19 protein-coding genes are annotated in these 23,377 nt (G+C 69.9%); 12 read left to right on the forward strand and 7 right to left on the reverse strand.

Going from position 1 to position 23,377, the window contains the following annotated elements:
* Positions 1–61: 61 nt before the first annotated feature.
* Together EBN03_RS13585 and EBN03_RS13590 are read right to left on the reverse strand one after the other, a co-directional pair.
* Complete coding sequence (locus tag EBN03_RS13585; RefSeq protein ID WP_122188322.1) at positions 62–1,507, reverse strand: ATP-binding protein; 1,446 nt, start codon at positions 1,505–1,507, stop codon at positions 62–64.
* 86 nt (positions 1,508–1,593) lie between these two features.
* Positions 1,594–2,214 (reverse strand): YbhB/YbcL family Raf kinase inhibitor-like protein, encoded by a 621-nt coding sequence (locus EBN03_RS13590; protein WP_122188323.1) that lies wholly within the window; start codon positions 2,212–2,214, stop codon positions 1,594–1,596.
* Between the two features lie 138 nt (positions 2,215–2,352).
* On the opposite strand from EBN03_RS13590, the gene EBN03_RS13595 reads away from it, so the two are divergent.
* The 5 genes from EBN03_RS13595 to EBN03_RS13615 all read left to right on the forward strand — a co-directional run bounded on the left by EBN03_RS13595 (position 2,353) and on the right by EBN03_RS13615 (position 6,665).
* On the forward strand, positions 2,353–3,216 hold the full coding sequence (locus EBN03_RS13595; RefSeq protein ID WP_122188324.1) for a helix-turn-helix transcriptional regulator: 864 nt from the start codon (positions 2,353–2,355) through the stop codon (positions 3,214–3,216).
* 89 nt (positions 3,217–3,305) lie between these two features.
* Positions 3,306–4,238, forward strand: a complete 933-nt coding sequence (locus tag EBN03_RS13600; RefSeq protein WP_122188325.1) for an ABC transporter ATP-binding protein — start codon at positions 3,306–3,308, stop codon at positions 4,236–4,238.
* A gap of 1 nt (position 4,239) precedes the next feature.
* On the forward strand, positions 4,240–5,016 hold the full coding sequence (locus tag EBN03_RS13605; protein WP_122188326.1) for an ABC transporter permease: 777 nt from the start codon (positions 4,240–4,242) through the stop codon (positions 5,014–5,016).
* 117 nt (positions 5,017–5,133) lie between these two features.
* Positions 5,134–6,318 (forward strand): sensor histidine kinase, encoded by a 1,185-nt coding sequence (locus EBN03_RS13610; RefSeq protein ID WP_122188327.1) that lies wholly within the window; start codon positions 5,134–5,136, stop codon positions 6,316–6,318.
* 11 nt (positions 6,319–6,329) lie between these two features.
* Positions 6,330–6,665, forward strand: coding sequence for a hypothetical protein (locus EBN03_RS13615; protein WP_122188328.1), 336 nt, complete (start codon positions 6,330–6,332; stop codon positions 6,663–6,665).
* Between the two features lie 49 nt (positions 6,666–6,714).
* Here the strand turns inward: EBN03_RS13615 and EBN03_RS13620 are convergent, their stop codons facing one another.
* Positions 6,715–8,154 (reverse strand): MFS transporter, encoded by a 1,440-nt coding sequence (locus tag EBN03_RS13620; protein WP_233608357.1) that lies wholly within the window; start codon positions 8,152–8,154, stop codon positions 6,715–6,717.
* A 97-nt stretch (positions 8,155–8,251) separates the two neighbouring features.
* Between EBN03_RS13620 and EBN03_RS13625 the strand changes: the two genes are divergently transcribed.
* From EBN03_RS13625 to dnaG, 5 genes are all read left to right on the forward strand, one after another.
* The gene (locus tag EBN03_RS13625) at positions 8,252–8,857 is read left to right on the forward strand and encodes a response regulator transcription factor (RefSeq protein WP_122188329.1); all 606 of its coding nucleotides are present in this window, start codon (positions 8,252–8,254) and stop codon (positions 8,855–8,857) included.
* A gap of 61 nt (positions 8,858–8,918) precedes the next feature.
* The gene (locus tag EBN03_RS13630) at positions 8,919–9,593 is read left to right on the forward strand and encodes an MBL fold metallo-hydrolase (RefSeq protein WP_122188330.1); all 675 of its coding nucleotides are present in this window, start codon (positions 8,919–8,921) and stop codon (positions 9,591–9,593) included.
* A gap of 44 nt (positions 9,594–9,637) precedes the next feature.
* On the forward strand, positions 9,638–10,330 hold the full coding sequence (locus tag EBN03_RS13635) for a YdcF family protein (protein WP_122188331.1): 693 nt from the start codon (positions 9,638–9,640) through the stop codon (positions 10,328–10,330).
* Between the two features lie 63 nt (positions 10,331–10,393).
* Positions 10,394–11,695, forward strand: a complete 1,302-nt coding sequence (locus tag EBN03_RS13640) for a deoxyguanosinetriphosphate triphosphohydrolase (protein WP_267899286.1) — start codon at positions 10,394–10,396, stop codon at positions 11,693–11,695.
* Positions 11,696–11,813: 118 nt separating this feature from the next.
* Positions 11,814–13,724, forward strand: a complete 1,911-nt coding sequence (gene dnaG / locus EBN03_RS13645) for a DNA primase (protein ID WP_122188333.1) — start codon at positions 11,814–11,816, stop codon at positions 13,722–13,724.
* Between the two features lie 158 nt (positions 13,725–13,882).
* On the opposite strand, the gene EBN03_RS13650 is transcribed toward dnaG, so the two are convergent.
* Positions 13,883–14,128, reverse strand: a complete 246-nt coding sequence (locus EBN03_RS13650; protein ID WP_122188425.1) for a hypothetical protein — start codon at positions 14,126–14,128, stop codon at positions 13,883–13,885.
* Between the two features lie 1,951 nt (positions 14,129–16,079).
* On the opposite strand from EBN03_RS13650, the gene EBN03_RS13655 reads away from it, so the two are divergent.
* Complete coding sequence (locus EBN03_RS13655; protein WP_158675615.1) at positions 16,080–18,617, forward strand: MFS transporter; 2,538 nt, start codon at positions 16,080–16,082, stop codon at positions 18,615–18,617.
* 44 nt (positions 18,618–18,661) lie between these two features.
* Here EBN03_RS13655 and EBN03_RS13660 read toward each other — a convergent pair whose 3' ends face one another.
* The 3 genes from EBN03_RS13660 to EBN03_RS13670 form a co-directional block, all read right to left on the reverse strand.
* Positions 18,662–19,459 carry a hypothetical protein gene (locus EBN03_RS13660; protein ID WP_122188335.1) on the reverse strand — a complete coding sequence of 266 codons (798 nt, stop codon included), beginning with the start codon at positions 19,457–19,459 and terminating at the stop codon, positions 18,662–18,664.
* A complete protein-coding gene (locus EBN03_RS13665; protein ID WP_122188336.1) occupies positions 19,456–19,671 on the reverse strand; it encodes a hypothetical protein in 216 nt (71 codons plus the stop codon). The genes EBN03_RS13660 and EBN03_RS13665 overlap by 4 nt, the downstream gene beginning before the upstream one ends.
* A gap of 118 nt (positions 19,672–19,789) precedes the next feature.
* Positions 19,790–20,653, reverse strand: a complete 864-nt coding sequence (locus EBN03_RS13670; protein ID WP_122188337.1) for a hypothetical protein — start codon at positions 20,651–20,653, stop codon at positions 19,790–19,792.
* Between the two features lie 230 nt (positions 20,654–20,883).
* Here EBN03_RS13670 and EBN03_RS13675 point away from each other — a divergent pair, with 230 nt between their 5' ends.
* Entirely contained in the window at positions 20,884–23,367 is a 2,484-nt protein-coding gene (locus tag EBN03_RS13675; protein ID WP_122188338.1) for an ATP-dependent Clp protease ATP-binding subunit, read from the forward strand.
* Positions 23,368–23,377: the final 10 nt, after the last annotated feature.

Here is a 23,377-nt window from a genome sequence, read left to right on the forward strand (position 1 = left end):
GTGCACCGTGGACCGCTCCCCGGAGCTGTCCCGCCTGTTCGGATGGTCGTCCGCGCGGCAGTCAGGTTTGCCACGCGCCGACGATATCGGTTGCGCCCCAGATCAATCCGATTCCGGCCGCGGCCACCGAGTCGGTGACTCCGCTCCTGCTGACCGCTACCAAACCTGTTGTCCCGGGATCGAATCCGGGGATCTGTACGGCCGCCCGCTGCAGTTCCGTCAGATCGTGATCATCGAATGCGGTGCCCAGCCACTTGACCGAGCCGGCGAAGAACACCTGGTTCGCCACCGGACCACGGTCGGCACCGACCAGGTCGATTTCGGGGTTGAACTGGCGATTCCACCAACCGCCGACCCGCTCCACCTCGCCCCACGGCAATCGGCCGCTGAGGGCGGACAATTCGAGTGCCTCTCGGACCAGCGGCTCGATCGCCCGACCACGCCATCCCGACCAGCGACGTTCCACCAGCCGGAATGCCATGTCCGGCCGCCCGCGGCGAGCGAAGTCCTGTGCCGCACGAGTGATCGACAAGTGAAGTCGAAGGTTGCTGTCGGCAACGTGATAGAGCGCCGGCCTGCCGGGGCGGGTGGACAGCGGCTCGTCGAGAGCCAGGATGCGCTTCTCGGTGGTGAGACGACGAAGCAACGGGGACAGGCTGCCCGACGCGAGCGGACCCTCGCGACCGCCTGCCGCGGCGGCGATGGTGGCGTGCGTTCGGTCGCCGCCGCCGACTGCTTCCAGCACGCGCCGTGATTGGTCGGGACCGGGGAATTCCGCGAGCAGGGTCGACTCCGGAATGCTGAACACCGGTGCCGCGGGGTCGGAGCACTGGTCGCGCAGGAATTCGAGTGGTTCGCGGCCGCGCGGCCAGCTGCGGAGGATGCCGGGCAGGCCGCCGGTGATGAGATGGGCATCGAGGGCTTCGGCCGCCGCGAGGCCCGTTGCCGATGCGATGTCCGCCGGATTCAGCGGGCCGAGAACCAGGTTGTCGGCGCGGCCGAAGAACGGACGGTCGTAGGAGGTCAGCCGTTCCATCATGTGCAGGTCGCTGCCCAGCAGCAGGAGCAGGACCGGTTTGCGCGACAGCAGTCGATCCCACGCCGCCTGCAATGCGCCGTCGAAGGTTCCGTCCTGTTCGGCCAGCCACGGCACCTCGTCGAGCACGACGATGCTCGGAGTCTGCGGCAGTGCCGTATTCAGTACGCGCAACGCATCGAGCCAGCTCGCGGCCTGAACGACCGTGTTCTCCGACGCGCCAGGCAGCGTGGACTCGCGGATATCCCGCAGTAGCCAGCCGATCGATTCGGTCGGTGACGCGCCCTTGGTCGCGGTGCTGTAGACGTACGGAACCGCAGCGCGATCGCAGAACTCCTGGACCAGTCTCGACTTGCCGACCTGACGGCGCCCGCGGACAGCTACCGCGATGCCGCTTCCCGACGACTCGATCCGTTCGAGTCGGGACTCGAGCATTGTGAGCTCGGTCTTTCGTCCGACGAAATCAGACATGGCAGCTCCGATCCGCGGTCCGAGGGCCTGTTTTGTGTAGACTGTATCTATGTAGATTGTATCTACATAGATACAATCTACCATTGTCAGCGTTGGGCAGTCGCGGTCAGGTGGCCTTCGCCGACGACGTGGTTGTGCATGGCGAAGGTGGCGGCCGCGGGCGGGGTGGCGGCGGGTAGGCCCAGGGTGGGGACGTCCAGGGCCAGGACGCTGATCTTGTAGTGGTGGGCCGGGTCGCCGGTGGGCGGGCACGGGCCCACATAGCCGGTGGTGCCGGCGTTGTTGGTGCCGGCGACCGCGCCGGCCGGTACCGGGTCGGTGGCCGAGGTGGCGGTGGCGGGGATGTCCCAGATCATCCAGTGCCAGAAGCCGGAGCCGGTGGGTGCGTCGGGATCGAACATGGTCAGCGCGAAGCTCTTCGCGGTCGCCGGCGCGCCCGACCAGGTGACGGTGGGGGCGTGGTTGGCGCCGCTGCAGCCGAAGACGTTCGCGTAGCCAGCGGCCGGGAAGGCTTGACCGTCGGCCAGATCCGGGCTGGCGACCGCGAATGTCGGTGTACCGGGTGGTACTTCGGACCGGACCGCGGTACCGGGGGTGGTCGCCGGGGTGGACGGCGAGGTGGGCGAGCTGTTGCTGCCGCAAGCGGTCGCCAGCAGGACGGCTGCGGGCAGGGCGACGCTCGCCAGGGTTCGTGCTACGACGCTCATGATCGGCTCCTTCGACGCGATTTCGATGTGGTCACCACGTTCGCCGGTGCGCCGGCCGGTAGGGAGAGCCTGCGCACCCTGGTATGCCGCGTACCACGATAATTCGCCGCCTGCCCGAAGCCGCGTCATGATCGTCGGATGAGTACTGCGGCGCGAAGCGGCGAGCTGGGAGCGTTCCTGCGGGCCGCGCGGGAGCGGCTCTCCCCGGCCGCGGTGGGGTTGCCGGATACCGGGCGGCGGCGGACTCCGGGCTTGCGGCGGCAGGAGGTGGCGCAGCTGGCGGCGGTGAGTGTCGACTGGCTGATCCGGTTGGAACAGGGGCGGGCGGGGACGCCGGGGTCGGCGGTGCTGGACGGGATCGCGGACGCGCTGCGGTTGGCGCCGGACGAACGGACCCACCTGCATCTGCTGGCGCGCGGGGAGGCGCCGCCGGTGGCGCGCACGCCCGGGCCGGTGCGGTCCTCGCTGCGGCTGATTCTCGACAGTCTGCCGTGGCCGGGCTATTTGATGGATCACCGGTACGAGATCCTGGCCCGCAACGACGCGGCGGCGGCGCTGTTCGGTGCGGACTTCGGCACCGGTGCCGCGAGCAACTCCGCACGGTTGATCTTTCTGGCACCGGATGTGCGTGCGGTGCAGCTCAATTGGGAACAGATCGCCCGGGAGACGGTGGGGTACCTGCGGTTGACCGCCACCCGCTACCCGGACGACGCCGAACTCGCCCGGCTGATCGCCGAACTACGCAGCGAGAGCCCGGAATTCGCGGCCTGGTGGGACGACCACACGGTTCGCGAACGCAACTTCGGCACCAAGGTGATCCGCCACCGGGACGTCGGTGACATTCCTGTGGCCTACGACATGCTGGCCGCCCCGGACGGTTCCGGCCAGATCCTGGCGGTGGTGACCCCGGTCGGACCGGCCGCCGCCCGGGCGTTGCAGACACTGATCGTCGCACGCGCGGATCGCCTGGGCGCGACCACCTTGCGTGCCGCGAGCGCCTGAATCGTGCGCCGCATTCCATGACAGATGTCACGGCCAGGTCGTGACGCTCGCCCCAGGTCCGGGCCCCCGCCGCGAGCCACAGTTGATCCATGACTTCCACACGGATCGGTGCGGTGGACCGGGTCGCCACCGCACCGGCCATCGAAATGGCCGGGATCACCAAGACCTTCACCAGCGGCTCCGGGACCGTCCGCGCGGTCGACGGCCTCGAGCTCACCGTCGGGCCGGGCGAGGTGGTCGCCTTCCTGGGCCCCAACGGAGCCGGCAAGTCCACCTCGATCGACCTGCTGCTCGGGTTGCAGCGGCCCGACACCGGGCAGGTGCGGGTGTTCGGGCGCAGCCCCGCCGAGGCGATCGCCGCCGGGACGGTGTCGGCCGTGCTGCAGTCCGGCGGGCTGCTGCCGGACGCGACCGTCGCCGAGACCGTGCGGATGGTGGCTGCGCTGCACCGCAATCCGCGCCCGGTCGTGGAGGTGCTGGAACGGGCCGGGATCGCCGACATCGGTGACCGGCTGGTCGGCAAGTGCTCCGGCGGACAGCAGCAGCGGTTGCGGTTCGCGCTCGCGCTGCTGCCCGAGCCGCGGCTACTGGTGCTCGACGAACCCACCACCGGCATGGATGTCGAAGGGCGGCGGGACTTCTGGACCGCGATTCGCTCCGACGCCCGGCACGGGCGCACGGTGTTGTTCGCCACCCACTACCTCGACGAGGCCGACGCGTACGCCGACCGGATCGTGTTGTTGCGCAACGGGTCCGTGGTCGCCGACGGCAGTGCCGCTGCGATCAAGAACCTGGCCTCGGGACGCACCGTCAGCGCCACGCTGCCCGGCGCCGACCAGGCCGCGCTGGCGGCCCTGCCCGGCGTCGACAGCGTGGAGCAGCGTGGTGACCGAATCCTGGTGCAGGCAAAGAACTCCGACACCGTCGCGCGTTACCTGCTGACCCGGACCCCGGCCGTCGATCTGGAGATCACCGGGCACAACCTCGAGGACGCGTTCCTCGCCCTGACGGGAGACAACTGACATGGACACCCTGACCCCCACCCCGGCCGCGGTCCATCCGCTGGCCGGCTTCAGCCTCACCTTCCTGCGGCTGGAACTGCGCCGGATGCTGCGCAACAAGCGCACCCTGATGTTCACGCTGATCATGCCGCCGCTGTTCTTCGCCATCTTCGGCCTGCAATCCGATTACAAGTCACAGCAATTCGGTTCCGGGAACGTCACCGCCTACGTCATGGTGTCGATGGCGGTCTACGGCGCGATGCTGGCCAGCACCAGCGGCGGAGCCATGGTGGCGGTCGAACGAGCGCACGGCTGGAGCCGGCAGTTGCGCCTGACGCCGCTGAGCCCGCTGGCCTACGTCGCCACCAAGGTCGCGGTCGCGATGACGCTCGGATTGATCTCGGTGACAGCCGTTTTCGCCGTCGGAGCGGTAGCCGGCTCGCACCTGCCGCTGACCGCTTGGGTGAGCTGCTTCGTCATCGCGTGGCTGGGCTCGCTGGTGTTCGCCGCCTTCGGCCTGTTCATGGGCTATCTGCTGCCGTCGGAGAACGTCATGCAGATCCTCGGCCCCGTGCTCGCGGCCCTGGCGTTCGGTGGCGGGCTGTTCGCGCCGTTGCACGGCTGGTTCGAGACCGTCTCGAAGGCGTTCCCCACCAACGGAATCGCCACGCTCGCGCGGATACCGTTCGCCGACGCCTCGGCCGGGTCGGTCGCCGCGGCGCTGCTGAACTTCGTCGTGTGGGCGGCGCTGTTCGCGGTCGGCGCGGCGTACCGGTTCCGGCGCTCCACCGCCCGCTGATCCCGCTCCACCGCCCGCTGATCCGCGACCGCGGCGGCGCTCACGAGGGGTGAGCGTCGCCGCATCGGTCCGACGCCGGCATCCGGTACCGTCCGGACCGGTGGAAGGAGTTCCGAGATGGGTGTGACCGCACGTTTCGCCACGGCCACCGAGTCGGTGTCCGGTCTGCTCGACCGGGCGGCGGCCGCCGGCCAGACACCGCAGGGCTTGGTTCGCCGCAACTGGATGGGCGGCATGTTCGCCGCCATGTGGCTGCTGTACCTGATCGGGCCGGTCAGCGATGTCCTGTCGAAGGGGCATTTGCTGCGCGGTATCGCGGGTGCGGTGGCGGTGGTGGGCTACGGGCTGCTGATCACCGTGGCGTTCGCGCGGTTCCGCCGTCCGGACGTGGAGGACCATCTGGAGCCGCCGGCCCGCAACCCGGTGGCCTGGTCGCTGCTGGCGGGAATGGCCGTGGTGGTGGTCGCGGTCATGGTGCTGCTCGGGCCCAGTGCGCTGCCGGCGGTCATCTATCTCGCCGCGACGGCCGTGTTCGTGATGCCGCTGGACGAGTCGGCGCTGATCGTGATCGCCGTCGTCCTCGTGCTGGTGATCGTGTCGACCGTGGTACCTGGCTGGTCGCTCGGAGGCGCGCCGCTCTTTTTGACCACGGTGCCGATCGGCATCTGGATCGGCCGGGCGATGGGGCTGCGGGTGCAACGGCAGCGGGTGTTGTTGCGGCAGCAGCGCGCCGAGCTCGCGATCGTCGACGAACGCAACCGGGTGGCCCGCGACGTGCACGACATCCTCGGCCACTCGCTCACCGTGATCACCGTGAAAACCGAACTGGCGCAACGACTCCTGGACATCGACCCGGAGCGGGCACGCGCCGAGATGGCCGATGTGGAGCGGCTGGCGCGTGAGGCGCTGGCCGGGGTACGGGACACGGTCGGCGGACTGCGCGAGATGTCGCTGACCCGGGAGCTGGCCAATGCGCGGTCCGCGCTGGGTGCCGCCGACATCGCCACCGAGCTGCCGCCGGCCGTCGTGGCCACCGAACACGACGAACTGTTCGGCTGGGTACTGCGCGAGGCGGTGACGAATGTGGTGCGGCACAGCCGGGCCCGCACCTGCACCGTCGAGATCGGCCCGAATTCGATCGTCATCACCGACGACGGTGTGGGCCTGCCCACCACCGCCGCCAGCGGCAGCGGCCTCACCGGCTTGCAGGCGCGGGTCCGGGCCGCCGGTGGGTCGTTGACGCTGTCGACGCCGGCCGGCGGTGGCCTGCGGCTCGCGGTCGCCATGCGCGACCAGCGGTAAGGTCGGACGGCATGGCCGAGACGCAACGGATCAGCTGGGGTAAACCGCGTCGTCCCAGCGACGAGGACCGCGCCGCCCTGCGCGCCGAACTGCTCGCCCAGGCCCGGGCCGTGCGCGATCAAGGCTGGTCGGGCCCGCGCGCGGAGTGGCCGGCCGGCCGGGCCGCCGTGGTCGCCTACCTGCTCGACGACGCCGACGTCCTCGCCGAACTGCAGGAGACCGAGCACACCGTACTGAGCCGCTTCGCCGCCGACCTGTACGGCTTCGCGGGCGGCCGCAAGGACAACGAGAAGGGCCTGGTCGACACCCAGGCCTGGTTCGCCGCCGTGCGCTCGGACCTGGGCTGAAGCCGGCTCGCCGTTTCCCGGGTCTGCTGCTCGGTGCGCGGTTCCGGAGTCACACTCTGCCTTCTTGTTTCGAGTTCGTCGCGGCGCTGCGGGCGTGCGGCCGGATGCCGAGGGAGGTGGCGGCGGCCAGCACCGCGGTCAGAGTGATGAACCACCAGCCGTGCTGGAACGCGGTGCGTGCCTGTTCGGGTGCGACGTCGATCGCCCCGAGCACGGCTACCAGGATCGCCACGCCGACCACGTAGCCGAGCTGGCGGCTGGTGTTGACCACGGCGCTGCCGGTGGCTGCCTGCGCCGCAGGAAGGTCCGCAGTGGCGGTGGCGATCAGGCTGGGCAGGGCCAGGCCGATGCCGGCGCCGATGACCAGCCAGCCCGGGAGCACCTGCCACGCGAAGTCGACGTGGGTGCGGGCGCTGAAGGCCAGCATCGCGGCACCGGCCGCGAACACCAGATTGCCCAGGCCGACGAGCACGCCGACCGGCAGCACCCGGCCCAGCCGCTGGCCCACGATCGCGAAGACCGGCACCATCAGCGGGCCGGGCGCGATGGCCACACCCGTGGTGAGCGTGCCGAATCCGGCGAAGTTCTCCAGCCACAGCACGACGCTCGGGAATACCGCACCGAACGCCGTGCAGAACAGCAGCGCGGTGACGTTGGCCCAGGCGAAGGTCGGTACCCGCAGCAGCCGCGGATTCACCACCGGCGCCGGATGACCGAAGATCCGCACGACGAACACGACCGCACCGAGGATCGCGACAGCGAACGCGCTGAGTGACGCGGCCGAGCTCCACGACCAGTCGGCGCCCTTGACCACGCCCAGCGCGAGCGCGCCGACAGCTACGGCGAGTACCGCCGCGCCCAGCAGATCCGGTGTGCGAGTGATCGATTCGTCACGCGAGTCGGGGACCAGACGTAGCGCGGCCACGAAGGCGACGATTCCGATCGGCAGATTGATCAGGAACACCCACTGCCACGACAGCTGGACCAGCGCGCCCCCGACGACCGGGCCGACCGCGCCCGCGAAGGAAGTCGCTGTCGCCCACACCTTCACGCCTCCCGCTCTGCGTTCCATCGGCAGCGCGGTCAGCAGCAGGCCCAGGCTGGCAGGAGTCAAGGCGGCCGCGCCGACCGCCTGCAGTGCCCGGAAGCCGACCAGCCACCAGAGGCCCGGCGCCAGAGCGCAGGCGGCACTGGCCAGCGTGAAAACCGCAAGGCCCACCAGGAATCCGGCCTTTCGACCGTGCAGGTCGGCCAGGCGACCGGCCGGAATCAGCAGCGCCGCATAGATGATGGTGTACCCGTTCAGCACCCAGCTCAGGTTCGACAGCGGCGCGTGCGCGAAGCTCCGGCCGATATCGGTGAAGGCCACGTTGACGACGAAGACGTCGAGCATGGCCATGAAGGCCGCCGTGCACAGAACGGCTGTGATCGCGCGGCTGCGCCGGCTGTCCGGCGACGGTGCGACCGCTACGAGAAAGGTTTCACTCACAGGAATCTCCCTTGGATCTCTGACTAGAGATATCTATAGCCAACCAAGGTGACTTTATCAAGGACGAGTCAGGTCTCGTCCGTGTCAGACTGAGGGCATGATCAGGTTGCTGCTTGCCGACGACCAGGCGCTGGTTCGCGGCGCGCTGGCCGCACTGCTGAACCTGGAGGCGGACCTCGAGGTGGTGGCCGAGGTGGGGCGGGGGGACGAGGTGCTCGCGGCAGTGGAGCGGACCACACCGGACGTGGCGCTGCTCGACGTGGAAATGCCGGGGCTGGACGGGATCTCGGTAGCGGCGCAGTTGCACGAACGGTTCCCGCGGGTGCGGATCCTCATGGTGACCACGTTCGGGCGGCCGGGATATCTGCGCCGGGCGATCGACGCGGGCGCCGGCGGCTTCGTCGTGAAGGACACGCCCGCACGGGAATTGGCCGACGCGGTGCGGCGGGTGCACATGGGTTTGCGCGTGGTGGACCCGGCACTGGCCACCGAGACGCTCACCGCCGGAACGTCACCGCTGACCGCGCGGGAGGCCGAGGTGCTGGCCGCGGCGGCCGACGGTTCCACCGCCAAGGTGATCGCCGCGCGACTGCATCTGTCGGAGGGCACAGTGCGCAACCACCTGTCCGCGGCGATCGGCAAGACCGGGTCGAGCACCCGAGTGGAGGCCGTGCGCACCGCCGAACGTCTCGGCTGGCTGTGAGCCGCGAGGGCCCGGCTCGGGTGGCCCGGCCGGTGTCGGTGCCCCGGGCTAGGATCGGCGCATGATCACCCTCGACACGCCGTATACCGGCCATGTCTCGCCGGGATCGAATCCGCAGCTCCGGGAGCTGCCGGGGGCCCGCATCGTCAAGATGTCCGTCGGCCCGATGGACAACAACTGTTATCTGGTGCAGGACACCGCGACCGGCGCCGCGGTGTTGATCGACGCCGCCAACGAGGCGGACCGCATTCTCGAGCTGATCGCCGCGCAGGCGCCGGGCGAGGTGGTCGACGTGGTCACCACACACCGTCACGCCGACCACTGGCAGGCACTCGAAGCGGTCGCCGCCACCGGTGCGCCCACCGCCGCGCACCCGCTCGACGCCGACGGTCTGCCGGTGCGGCCGCACCGGCTGCTCTCCGACGACGACACGGTCGTGGTGGGCGAGCTGACGTTGCAGGTCATCCATCTGCGCGGGCACACGCCGGGGTCGATCGCGCTCGAGCTGACCGATGCGAGCGGCGGCGTGCACCTGTTCACCGGCGACTCGCTGTTCCCCGGCGGCGTCGGCAAGACCGGGTCGCCGGCCGACTTCGCGACCTTGATCGACGACGTCGAGACGAAGCTGTTCGACCGCTACCCGGACAGCGCCACCGTCTACCCCGGTCACGGTGACGACACCACCCTGGGCGCGGAACGGGCCGCGATCCCGGCGTGGCGCGAGCGCGGCTGGTGACCGTCGCAATCGACACGTGATCCGGCGCTGGCAGACTCGGGGACATGTCTTCGGCCTCCGCATCCACCGTCCCGCTCGGCCGGCCGCTCGTACCGTCCCGGTCCACGGTCGGCGGCGTGCTGCGCTGGGCGGGCCGGATCGTGGCCGGTACCCTGCTCATCGCGCTGGTACTGGTGGCCGGGACCGCGGTGCGGGTGTGGCAGGTGGCCCGCATCGACGACGAGCGGCACGCCGACGCGATCCTGGTGCTGGGCGCGGCCCAGTACAACGGTGTCCCGTCGTCGGTCTTCCAGGCCCGCCTGGACCAGGCCGCCGCGCTGTACGGCAAAGGGGTTGCGCCACTGATCATCACAGTCGGCGGCAAACGGGTCGGCGACGCCTACACCGAGGCCGCGGCGGGCCGGAACTACTTGAGCGCCAACGGAGTTCCGGCCGATCACGTGCTGGCGGTGGAAACCGGCTCGAACACCTTGCAGAGCATCGAGGCGGTCGCCACGGCCATGCACGCGCGCGGGCTGTCCTCGGTGGTGATGGCCAGCGACCCGTGGCATTCGCTGCGCACCCGCACCATGGCCCGCGATCAGGGGCTGCAAGCCTGGACCGCGCCGACACGCACCGGACCGGCGGTCTACACCCGCGAGTCGCAGGCGCACGGCATCGCGCGGGAAACCGGTGCGCTGCTGTGGTATCGGATCACCCACTATTCCGCCGACTTCAAGTACACCGCCGAACAATGAGGCGCACCCGCGGGTGTGCGGGAAAGGACGGGGCCCGGTGACGAGCGCCGATGAGCGAACGAAGTGAGTGAATCATGTGCCGGCGCGCACGGCGCATCCCGCAGCGATGAGCCGTACACCGGAGACGACCGGGAACGCATGGTCACCGAGACCGCCGCCACCGCCGGTTCCAGCTGGTCGGCGAGCCCGATGCGACGCAGCGACTTCGCGCGTGACCGCGCCCGGGTGCTGCACTCGGCCGCGCTGCGCCGCCTGGCGGACAAGACCCAGGTCATGGGTCCGCGCGAAGGTGACACGCCCCGAACCCGTTTGACGCATTCGCTCGAGGTGGCGCAGATCGGGCGCAGCATCGCCGAGGGCCTCGGCTGCGATCCGGACCTGGTGGATCTGGCCGGGCTGGCGCACGACATCGGGCATCCGCCCTACGGGCACAACGGGGAACGGGCGCTGGACATCTTTGCCGACGCGCACGGCGGGTTCGAGGGGAACGCGCAGAACCTGCGCATTCTGACCCGGCTGGAGCCCAAGGTGTTCGACGAGGCGAGCGAACAGAGCTTCGGCCTCAACCTGACCCGCGCCGCCCTCGACGCCTGCGTGAAATATCCGTGGGGGCGCACCGGGCCGAACAGCAAGTTCGGTGCCTACGACGCCGATCTGGACCGGCTCGACTGGGTGCGCAAGGCGGCGCCCGAACGGCGACAGTGCCTGGAATCACAGGTGATGGACTGGTCCGACGATGTCGCGTACTCGGTGCACGACGTCGAGGACGGGGTGATCGCCGGGCGGATCGACCTGCTGGCGCTGGGCGATCCCGCCGAGCAGCGCGCGCTCGCCGAACTCGGGCACAGCCAGCACCCGGGGCTGTCGACCGACGACCTGATCGACGCGGTGCGCCGGCTGTCGCGGCTGCCCGTGGTGGCCGCCGCCGCGCGCTACGACGGCACCTTGCGCGCGTCGGTGGCCTTGAAGCGGCTGACCAGCGACCTGGTCGGCCGATTCGCCACGGCCGCCGTGGAGGCCACCCGCGCGGTGTGGGGTGATCTTCGGTTGTCGCGCTACGCCGCGGATCTCGAGGTGCCGCAGCTGGTGCAGGCGGAGGTCGCGTTCCTCAAAACCGTCGCGCTGCACTATGTGCTCTCCGATCCCGAGCACCGGCGGCGGCAGGCCGACCAGCGGGAACGGATTCTGGCTGTGGCGCAGCACCTGCTGGCCACCGCGCCGTTCGGGCTGGACCCGGTGCTGCAGCCGTGGTGGCACGCCGCGGCCGACGACACCGAACGGGTGCGGGTGGTGGTGGACCAGATCGCGTCGTATACCGAGAGCCGGTTCGAACGCGTGGCGCGGTCGCTGCCGGGCAACCGGTAGGCTCGGAAGCTATGGCTGGACGACTCCCTGATCGCGATATCGCGGCGATTCGCCATGTCGCCAGCCGCATCGATCGCGTGGCTCGGTCGCTGCCGGGCAACCGGTAGGCTCGGAAGCTATGGCTGGACGACTCCCTGATCGCGATATCGCGGCGATTCGCGAGCGCGTGCGCATCGAGGACGTCGTCGGTGAGTACGTGTCGCTCAAGCGGGCCGGGGTCGACTCCATGAAGGGGTTGTGCCCCTTCCACGACGAGAAGTCGCCGTCGTTCCACGTGCGGCCCAATCACGGTCATTTCCACTGTTTCGGCTGCGGCGAGAGCGGTGACGTCTTCGGCTTCCTGCAGAAGATCGATCACATCGGTTTCGTGGAAGCCGTCGAGCAGCTGGCCGATCGGATCGGCTACCAGATCAACTACGAGGGTGGCGGCACCTCGGTGCAGCGCGACCGCGGCACGCGGGCCCGGCTGGTCGCGGCCAACGCGGCCGCGCACGAGTTCTACACCGCGCAGCTGGCCGGCTCCGGTGGCGAGGTGACGGTGGCGCAGAAATATCTGACCGACCGCAACTTCGATGCCAACGCCGCCAAGCAGTTCGGCTGCGGCTTCGCGCCCGGCGGCTGGGACACCCTCACGAAACACTTGCTGCGCAAGGGTTTCGACGTCAAGGAACTCGAGGCCGCGGGCCTGTCCAAGCCGGGCCGGCACGGTCCGATCGACCGGTTCCATCGCCGGCTGCTGTGGCCGATCCGGAACCTGTCCGGTGAGGTCATCGGGTTCGGTGCGCGCCGGTTGTTCGACGACGACCAGATGACGGCCAAGTACATCAACACCTCCGAGACCGCGCTGTACAAGAAGTCCGGCGTGCTGTTCGGGTTGGACCTGGCCAAGCGGGAGATCGCGAAGAGCCATCAGGCCGTGGTCGTCGAGGGCTACACCGACGTGATGGCCATGCATCTGGCGGGCGTGAAAACCGCTGTGGCAGCGTGCGGTACGGCCTTCGGTGACGAACACCTGGGCATCCTGCGGCGGCTGCTGTCCGACGACAACTTCTGGCGCGGCGAGATCATCTTCACCTTCGACGGTGACGAGGCCGGGCAGGCCGCGGCGCTGAAGGCGTTCGCCGGCGACAACAAGGTGGCCGGGCAGACCTTCATCGTGGTGACGCCGGACGGGCAGGACCCGTGCGAGCTGCGGCAGGCCAAAGGTGATGGGGCACTGCGGGATCTGGTGGCACGCCGGTCGCCGCTGTTCGACTTCTTCATCGACCGGGAGATCGAGAAGTTCACCGACAAGCGGTCGGGGGAGCTGTCGCCGGAGGGGCAGACCGCGGTGTTGCGCTGGGCGGTGCCGATCGTGGCGCAGCTCAAGGACCACGGTTCGCGCAAACGGTACGCGGTGAAGCTGGCCGAGCGCACGGGCTGGCTCGACGTGCAGACGGTGATCCGCCGGGTCGACGAGGAGGCGCGGCGCAACCGGACCGGCGGGGCATCCGCACCGGCCGGGCGGGCACAGGCGGAGCCGGCCGCCGACCAGCCGGCGGCCCGGCCGGCCCCGAACGATCCGGTGCTGCTGCCGCAGCGGCAGGCGCTGGCCGCGGCCCTGCAGTACCCGGCGCTGGCGGGTCCGGTGTTCGACTCGCTGGAGCCGGAGGCGTTCACCCATCCGGCCTATGTCGCGGTGCGCGGGCTGATCGCCGCCGCCGGTGGCACGGCCGCCGGACTGGGCGGGGCGGAATGGGTGAGCCGGGTCTCCGACGAGGCCGACGATCTGACGTTGCGCGCGCTGGTCTCCGAACTGGCGACCGAATCGCTGCCGGTCAAGTCGGTGGACGCGATGGCCGCCTATATCTCCGCGGTGCTGGCCCGCACCCAGGAGGCCTGGGTAGGCCGACAGATCGCGGAACTGAAGTCGCGGTTGCAGCGGGTGTCCTCGACCGAGGAGACCGACGCGTACATGGCACTGTTCGGCGACCTGGTCGCGTTGGAGCAGTACCGCAAGAGCCTGCTGGCCCTCGCCATGGGGAACTGAGTCTCGCCGATCCCGCAGCGTGGGCTGGTCGAGCCTTGCTCATGGTCTGAGGTGGCGGACCGATGGTGGTGGCGGGGGTTACTCGAGCGTCGGTATTCCGTTGGACATGGTGGCGATGCCATGGGGAACTAGGCCGAGCCGGAGCTCTGGCGCCGCGCTCAGCGGCGCAGCTGGTCGTGCGGGATGAAGACCGTGGTGCGCTCGTCGATGGGCTTCATCGGTTCCAGCTGGGGCCGGGTGTTCAGCGAGTCGGAGAGTTTCTGCCGGCCGGCCTGGACCAGCTTGCGGGTGACCGGGCTGCCGGCGATGGCGCGGGTGGTCTTGCTGATCTGCTCGTACCGGGCCCGGCCGGCCTTGGTGCCGAGTACGTACCCGGCCGCCATGCCGATGATCAACCGCAGCATGTGACTACGCTCCTCCCGCTGGAATGTGCCCATCCATCCTGCCCGACGGGGGATCGCGCTGTCGATCGGGGGGAAGAGAGCAGTGCGGCCACGGCTGGGAAGTCGGCAGGTGTGGCGGGTTGCACAATGGGGCATGGCAGCAGCGGACGCCAGGAGGCCGGGAGGTGGCGAGGTGATCGGCGAGTCGCGCGGGGGCCGTTCGGATGCGGTCCGGGCGGCACTGGATCCCGTGGGCTGAGTCGTGCCGGGACCGGCCGGGGAGCTGAGCGAGACCATGGTCGCACTGGCCGAGGGTCTGGTCCGATCCTCGGCGACGGTCGGTGAACGGTGCAGCTTCGAAGTCGATTCGGTAGCAGGGCAATTGCGGTCACAAGCGCCGCACTGGCACACGATCGACAGTGCCACCTGGCAGACCGGGGTCACCTCGCTCGGCCGCTCGGCGGACCACCAGGCGTGGGCGGCACTGCGTGGGCTGGGCATTCGAACCTGGTCCGCTCCAACCGGTCTCGCCGAGCGTGACACTGCCGGCCTGCTCGGTGCGCGACCGGCCGCGGAGCCGGAGCTCGCTCCCGGCCGGCCGCCTGCCTCCGGAGCCGAACTCCCGGAGCCGGTTTCGGGCTCGACCGGATCGGTCGTGCCCGAAACCGTCGATGTGCCAACGAATCCCGAGCCACCGTCGGGTAGCAGCGACACGGGGACTCGCGCTGGCATCGTCGGTCTTGCGGTCCCCGCTGCCGTGGCGCTGTGGGCGGGTGGCGCAGGCGCAACCGGCAGCACTCCGGCCCCGGTCCATGGACTGGCGGCGGGTCCCGATGTGCCGGTTCGGACCAGCACCGTCGGTGATTCGGTACCCACCGCTCCCCAGCTGCCACCGGAATTCACACCGCCCCAACCGGATACGATCCGGCCGCCCGCTCCCGCGCAGGTGGTGCGGGGCACCGGGCCGAACGTCGGGTGGCCGCGTGACGGGGCTCGGGTCGTGCAGCCGGGCGGGGATCAAATCGTGCTGCCCGGGCCGGCCGCGGACCCGGTGCCGACAGCCCCGGGTCGGCGCGTGGTCGATCATCTGCCGGCGACGAATCCGCCGGCACGGGATCTGCCGATCCGCTGGCGGCCGTCCGTGCCGTCCGCCGAGAACCCCTGGACGGCAACCGGATCCGATTCCGAACGAGCCTCAGGCTCGGACGTCACGGACTTGCCGGTCACTACCCGGCCTCCGGCGGCACCGGCGACGCACCTTCCCGCTGATCCGATGCGGTTGCCGGACTATCGATTTCCGGCGCACCAAGAGCCGGCGCTTGATTCGTCGCCGCCCGATGCCGCAGGTGGCCAGGAGCTTGTGCGTGCGCGAGTGGTGGCCGGCACCGACTCGCCGTCGCTCGATACCGCAGTGGCCGGCCGGCCGCCGGATGCCGGTCCGGCGTCGGTCACTGCGGGGCTGCCGGTCACCGAGACGGCCCCGAGCCCACCCGTCATCGAATCGCCCGGTGGCATGGTGCGGGCCGAAGCCGGTGGCCTACCGGGCCGTTGGCGGCGACGGGGCGCGAAACCGAGCCGGCCGCGGACCGGCGCGCCGGGTCCCGCTGCCGTGCCGGCCCCCGGTCTCTTGCCGTCGCCCGACCCAGCGAGGCTGCCACAGAGCGGCCCGGTGCCCGGCGATATTCCCGTGCCGCCGCGAATCACGGTGGTGCCGAAGGTAATCGGTCCGAACGGAGAGACCACGGCCGGATGGGCGGTCGTGCCGGCGCCGCCCTCGCCATCCGAACCTGTCGCACCACAGGCACCTCCGGCGCAGTCCACCCGTAAACCATGGTGGGCCCGTGGCTCCCGCAAGAGCCCGACGGCACCCACGCCGACTGAGCCACCACCACAGACCGGGTCCCGCTCACCGGAATCCGCTCACGTCCGCCGCATCGCGACCTCCATAGCCGTATCCACCGGGTTCGGCCAGATGCAGTCGACCTGGGATCCGCTCCTGTTGTTCCACGACACCGGCTCGCCGCAGGCGATGGCCTGGGCGATCGCGGGTGGGAAACTGATCGAACTGGCCACCGTGCCCGCCGCCGGGTGGCTCACCGACCGGTTCGATCCCTATCGCGTGATGCTGGCGAGTTCCGCGGGCGGGGTCGTGTTGTCCGGGACGGTCGGCGGCTTGATCGCCGCCAACGCGCCGGGCGCGATGGGCTATCTGATCGGCGCGCAATTGGGGCAGGCGGTCGTCGATCGGATCCTGGCGTCGAGCGGCGGACAGTATCTGCGGTCGGTGACGGCACCGGGCGAGGAGAAACAGGCGAACAGTCTGCTCGTGGGCGCGAATATGATTCCCGGCCTGGTAGGCGGCTCGCTGGCTCCGATGCTGGGTAACCTGCTCGATGCGACTCCGTATCTGATGAACGGTGCCAGCTACCTGGCCTACTGGCGTCTGCTGGGCCGGTCGCCGGCGACGGCGGCACCGCGAGGCGGGCAGGCTGCCACTCCGTACCGGGAGGCGCTGGCCGCGCTGCGCGCGGACCCCTACCTATTCCGGGCCACACTCGGCATTCTGCCCTGGTCGGTCGGGAGTGCGTTGGTCCGGCTCGGGCTGATCGATGTCGTCACCCACGCCGGCCTGTCCGGGGTCGAGCAGGGAATGTTGCTCAGCGCCAACGGCATCGGCTCGGCTACCGCATGGGTGACGCAGAAGCGGTGGCTGGACCGGCTCGATCTACGTCGCGTGTATCCGCTGTCGATGAGTCTGTGGGCAGCGTTGGCCGCGGAGCTGCTGTTCACCTCCGACCCGGTGGTGTTGGCGTCGACCTTCGCCGTCCAGGGCGCCGCGAACTTCGCGTTGAACGTGCGCCAGAACTTCGAGGTCACCCAGGCGGTACCCACTACGGTCCGCGGGCGGGTCGGGGCGATCTCCGCGCTGTTGGCCTCGGGCGGTGCCATGGCCGGGAGTACGGCCGGCGGACTGTTGCTCGGCCTGGGACGTGACGATATCGCCGGACCGGCGCTCGGGGTCCTGGTGGCCAACGCGCTACTGACCTACCGGCTCGCCAAGCGGTATCCCAGCGTGCCCGAGGAAGCGAGTCCCGCGCCCGCCGAACCGTCGCCCCCCGACCCCGCACCGGGCGCACCCGCTCTTCGGGAGCCTGCCCCGAACAGTGCGGTGCTGTCCGCGCCGCGAACCGACCCACTTCCCCTCGCGGGCCTCGAGCCCGGTCGGACCTTGCTGGACGGCCTCGATCCGCGAGAGTTCATTCGTGACCGTCGAATGGAGCGCATGGCCCGCGATCCTGCTGTCTTTTTCGCCCGGACTCCTGGCGGCCGATTCCCCGACCCCGCAGCCCGCCGGATCGACGATCTGCCGTCTCCGGACGGCAAGGTTCGACGACCACTGGGTCTCGGCCCGGGAACGGTGAAACCGGGGCCGCCGCCGCAGCGCAGCAAACGCATGCTTCAGGTCGTTCCGCCTTACTACGATGTCCCGGCGATCGACTACGGCGGGATCGAATCGGTGGCAGAGGGCTTGGCGAACGGGTTCGTCGGCGACGGGCACGAGGTACTCATGCTGGGTGCCGGTCGGGATGGCACCCGAGCCGAATTCCGATCCCTGTGGGCGGAAACGCAGTGGTCACGACTCGGCGAGGCCGACCCCGAGCTGCAGCACGCCGCAAAGGTACGGCGGGCGGTCGAACGGCTGGTCGCAGCCGGTCGAAGATTCGACCTGGTCCACGACCACACCATGTCCGGACCGCTCAATGCGCGCTTCTTCGCCCGAGAGCTGGGGATACCGACGTTCGTGACCGTGCACAACTTGGTCGACCCGCACCGCAGCAACTACTACCGGGATCTCGGAGCCGACTTGCACCTGGTGGCCATCAGTGACCGCCAGCGGGCACTGAATCCGGATCTCGACTGGGCCGGCCGGGTCTACAACGGATTGCGGGTCGAGGACTGGCCGTTCCGGACCGAGAAGGAGCGGTATGTGGCATGGCTCGGCCGGTACAGCGCCGGGAAGGGGCCGGCGACCGTCCTTCGCGCCGCGCACGCTGCGGGCCTGCCGGCGATACTGGCCGGAAAATGTACCGAGCCCGGTGAGATCCGGTATCGCACAGACGAGGTGTATCCCCTTGTCGGGCCGCAAGATCGGGTTCTCGACACGCTCGGCACCGCCGCCAAGCAGGAGCTGCTGGCCCGGGCCGGCTGTGCCGTGTTTCCGGCCGGCATCGAGGACCCCGAATGGGAGGAGCCGTTCGGGCTGACCGTCATCGAAGCCATGGCCTGCGGCACGCCGGTGGTCGTCTCGGACAAGGGCGCGCTGCCCGAGCTGGTGATCGACGGCGTGACCGGCCGGATCGTGCACAGCGCGGACGAGATCCCGGAAGCGATCCGAGAGGTGCTCACCTACGATCCATCGGCTTGCCGGGCGCATGTCGCCGAGACGTTCGGAGTGGATCGGATGGTCGCCGGGTACGAGCGGATCTTCCGAAACGTCATGAACTGGTGACGGTTACCGAATATCGCTGTGCCCGAATATCTTCCGTGCCTCCGTCATCCCGCTGCGGGGAGACCCACGATCGCGGCCAACGGCCCGGTCAACCGCCCGTCGGCCACGGCCGCCGCATACGCGTCGCGGACCGGCGCCGGTGCGGCCGCCACCCGGGCCGCCATTCGCCGCAGCTGGGTGTCGTCGATCTGCGCCGACAGATCCGAGACCGCCTCCCACTGTCCGCCCGACGCGACGGACCGGGTCACCTTGTCCAGCACCGGATCGTTGAGCCGGGCGATGAGCGTGCTCGTGGCCTTCGGCGGATCGATCTCGAGCGCCAAGCGCAACAGTGCCGCGCCGTCGAGAGCGTCGGCGAGCTGGGTGACGGCCTGCGGCGGCAGGTGCGGTGCGAATTCGCCCGCCGTGGCCAGGGCGTCGCGGCCGAGCAGGTCCAGGGTGACGTCCTTGACCACGCGCGCGGGCATGGCCCGCAGGATCGGGCCGAGGGCGCTGGGGTCGGAGTTGCGCGCGATGGCGCTGATGTAGCCGACCGGCAGCTTGTCGGCCATGGCGACGGCGAACGCCGGGTCGACCGCCTCGACCACGCGGGCGGCCAGCGACGGCGGCACCAGCCGCTCGGTCAGCTGCGCGACCAGCTTCGCCGGGAGCTTGGACGCCAGCTTGGCCAGTCGCTGGAAGCGGTGCTGCTCGGCGGCGCGCAGGTGGGCGACCAGCTGCACCCGGAAGGCGCGTAGGTCGGCGTGCGGCAGGGTGGCGAGGTCGGCGAGTTCGGCGGCCCCGACCCCGAGGATCTTGCTCAGGCGGTCGAGTTCGCGTGTGACGTAACGGGTTTCACTCACGAGAACAGCACTTTCTTCACCACGCCGCGCAGCGGCAGCGGCATCGCCGACAGTGTCTGGTCGAATGCCTGGTCCAGCAGTTCGGACTGACGGGAGCGGGCGGCCCGCACTCGGGCGGCCAGCAGGGCGACCGCTTCCGGCGGCAGGGTGGCGAACGCCGGCGGCGGGGTGCCGCCGAGTTCGGCGGTCAGGGACCGGAGCTGATCGTCCACGGCCGGAACTCCCTTCGGGGGTGGGCCGGGGACGGCCCTTGTCGATCTTCCCAACCATATCTTACTGCGGAGTCAGTTGGACTCCGGGGGGGCGGTGGATCGACGCGGGCCGGGCGGCTCAGCGCACGTAGGAGCTGTTGTAGGTGACGCCGGTCGGTGCCTCGACGACGCACTCGATGCGGCGGTCACCGCTGGCGAAAGCGCCGGCCCGCGGGAAGAAGTAGGCGACATTGGCGTCGCCCGGGACCGCTTCCATGTCGACCCGGCTCTGGTTCACCGCGTCGTTGCACTGGCTCTTGGCGTCGCCGACCACACCGTCGGCGGTGTCGGCCCGCGAGGTGAGGATGGCGAAGATCTGGTCGGTGTGCTCGGCGGTGCACGCGGCGGTCTTCACCGTGCCGCTGCCGTCGATGGTGAAACAGTCACCGATATTGAGGGATTCGACGGCGAACCGGTCGAAGTCGGTGGTGTCGCTCGGCGCGCCGGCGGCGCTCGTGGTCGAGGTGCCGGCGGCACTCGCGGTGGTGGTCTGCGCGGCAGCGCCCGTCGAACGATGGCCGGTCACCACGACCAGGACACCGATCGCCGCCGCGGCCACCACCACGGCGCCGATCACGGCGGTGAGCCAGACGGCGTTGTTGCGCGGAGGCCGCGGGTAGCCCGGCTGGGAGAAGGCCGGCGGCCGCGCCGGCGGATAGCTCGGCGGGACCTGGTACTGCTGCCCGGTGGCATAGGGCTGCTGCCCGGTGGCATAGGGCTGTTGCCCGGTGACGTACGGCTGCTGCCCGGTGACGTACGGCTGTTGCCCGGTCGGATACTGCTGTGCGTCCCGATATTGCGGCTGTTGCCCGGTCGGATACTGCTGCTGACCGGGGTACTGCGGCGGCCCGCCGTACGGCGACTGCCCAGGATAGGGCTGCTGCGGTGGATACGGCTGAGACCCGTCACCCGGCTCGGGTGGAAACGGTGGAACCGACGACATGACCGTCCCCTCCGAGCGTCCTACGCCAAGTCGGACAATGCGTGCAGAACAACCATTCTGACCGAAGCGTGGGCTCGTCGACAAGGGAGGGTGGCGGCGCGGGGGTCAAGGTGACAATCCGGATACAGCACACGAACCACCCGGTCGGTTCGTCCGGATTCGGGAGTAGCGTCGCGAGAGGTTTCGTCGGCGCGCCGGCAGTACCGGCGCTGATCAGATGAGGTGTCCGGATGACCGAGTGGCCCGGTTCGATCGGCAGTTCCTTCGACGACATCCTGGAACGGTTCTTCGGTTCCGGCATGAGTTCGCGGCCGCCGGTCCAGCGGACCGACCTCGGCCGATTACTCAGTGACAACGCGCGGCAGCTGGTGGCGACCGCGCGCGAGGCCGCCCACGACTGGGGCAGTCCGGAGATCACGCCCGAACATCTGCTGTACGCCGCGGCCGAGATCGAGCCGTCCCGGTCCATCATCAGCGAGATCGGCCGCGACCCCGACGAGGTCGCCGAACAGATGCACGAGGCGGCCCACGGCGACCACAAACACCAGGCCGCGCACGCCATCGAAATGAGCCCGGCCACCAAGACCGCGTTGCGGACCGCGCAGCGCAGCGCCGCCGAGGCCGGCAGCAGCTACATCGGACCCGAACACATCCTGGTCGGCATCGCGTCCAGCCCGAATCCCGCGGTCGCGCACGCACTCGCCGGCGCGCAGATGCCCGCGACCGCCGGTGGCCAGGCCAAACAACAGTCCGACACCCCGACCCTGGACGAGTACGGGCGCGACCTCACCGCCGAGGCGCGGGCCGGCAAGGTCGACCCGGTGGTCGGACGGGCCGAGGAGATCGAGCAGACCGTCGAGATCCTGTCCCGCCGCCGCAAGAACAACCCGGTGCTGGTCGGCGACCCGGGTGTCGGCAAGACCGCCATCGTGGAGGGGCTGGCCCAGCGCATCGTCAACGGCGACGTGCCGTCCACACTGGCCGACCGCCGGGTCATCGCCCTGGACGTGGGTTCGCTGGTGGCGGGCAGCAAGTATCGCGGCGAGTTCGAGGAACGGCTGACCAAGATCCTCGACGAGGTGCGCGCACACTCCGACGAACTGGTGCTGTTCATCGACGAACTGCACACCATCATCGGCGCCGGCAGCGGCGGGGAGGGCTCGATGGACGCCGGCAACCTGCTCAAACCGGCGCTCGCCCGCGGTGAACTGCACGCCATCGGCGCCACCACCATGGACGAGTACCGCCGCTACATCGAGAAGGACGCCGCCCTCGAGCGCCGGTTCCAGCCGGTGCTGGTGTCGGAGCCGTCGGTGGCCGACACCATCGAGATCCTGCGCGGCCTGACCGACGTCTACGAGGAACACCACCAGATCCGCTACGACGACGACGCGCTCGTCGCCGCGGCCGAGCTGTCGGACCGCTACATCACCGACCGCTTCATGCCGGACAAGGCGATCGACCTGGTCGACCAGGCCGGCGCTCGGGTCCGATTGCGCACCCGCACACCGGATTCGGGAACCCGCGAGGCCGAGGAGCGGCTGGCCCGGCTGCGCCGGGAGAAGGACGCGGCCGTCGCCGCCGAGGACTACCAGAAGGCCAACGCCATGAAGGCCGAGATCGCCGCGGCCGAACGCGACACCGAGCAGGAGAAGGCCGAGCAGGTGCCCCACGTAACGGTCACCGATGTGGCCGAGGTGGTGTCGCGCCGCACCGGCATCCCGGTCGCCGACCTCACCCAGGAGGAGAAGCAGCGGCTGCTGAAACTCGAAGAGGTACTGCACAAGCGGGTCATCGGCCAGGAGGACGCCATCGTCGCGGTGGCCGAGGCGGTGCGCCGGGCGCGTGCCGGGATGAAGGACCCCAGCCGGCCGATCGGCTCGTTCCTGTTCCTCGGCCCGACCGGCGTCGGCAAGACCGAACTCGCGAAAGCGTTGGCGGAGGCCGTGTTCGGCGACGAGGACCGGCTGATCCGGTTCGACATGAGCGAATTCCAGGAAAAGCACACCGTCTCGCGACTGGTCGGTGCGCCGCCCGGATACATCGGCTACGACGACGCGGCGCAGCTCACGGACAAGGTTCGGCGGCAACCGTATTCGGTGATCCTGTTCGACGAGATCGAGAAGGCGCACCCGGACGTGTTCAACGTCCTGCTGCAACTGCTCGACGACGGCCGGGTCACCGACGCCAAGGGCCGCACCGTCGACTTCAAGAACACCATCGTGATCCTCACCAGCAATATCGGCTCCGATCTGATCATGGCGGCGCCGGCCGGCGAGACCGTCGAGGAGCTGACCCCGAAGCTGATGGAACGGCTGCGCGCGCACTTCCGGCCGGAGTTCCTCAACCGGATCGACGAGACCATCGTGTTCCACAAGCTGGACAAGCAGGAGCTGCGATCCATCGTGGATCTGGTGCTCGACGCGACCCGACGCCAATTGCGGGCCCAGGACATCGGTTTCGACGTCACCGACTCCGCGATGGACTGGCTGGCCGACCATGGCTACCAGCCCGAGTTCGGGGCCCGGCCGCTGCGCCGGACCGTGCAGCGGGAGCTGGACAACAAGCTGTCGCGGCAGCTGCTCGACGGCGCGCTGAGCCCGGGCGACACCGTGCATGTCGACGCCGACAGCGACGGCCTGGTGCTCGAGGCCGAACATCCGCTCGTCGAGGGGAAGAAGTCGAAGGGCAAGAAGGAGAAGGCGTCCGTCTGACGGGTACCGC

Source organism: Nocardia stercoris (genome assembly GCF_003696265.1).
GTDB lineage: Bacteria > Actinomycetota > Actinomycetes > Mycobacteriales > Mycobacteriaceae > Nocardia > Nocardia stercoris.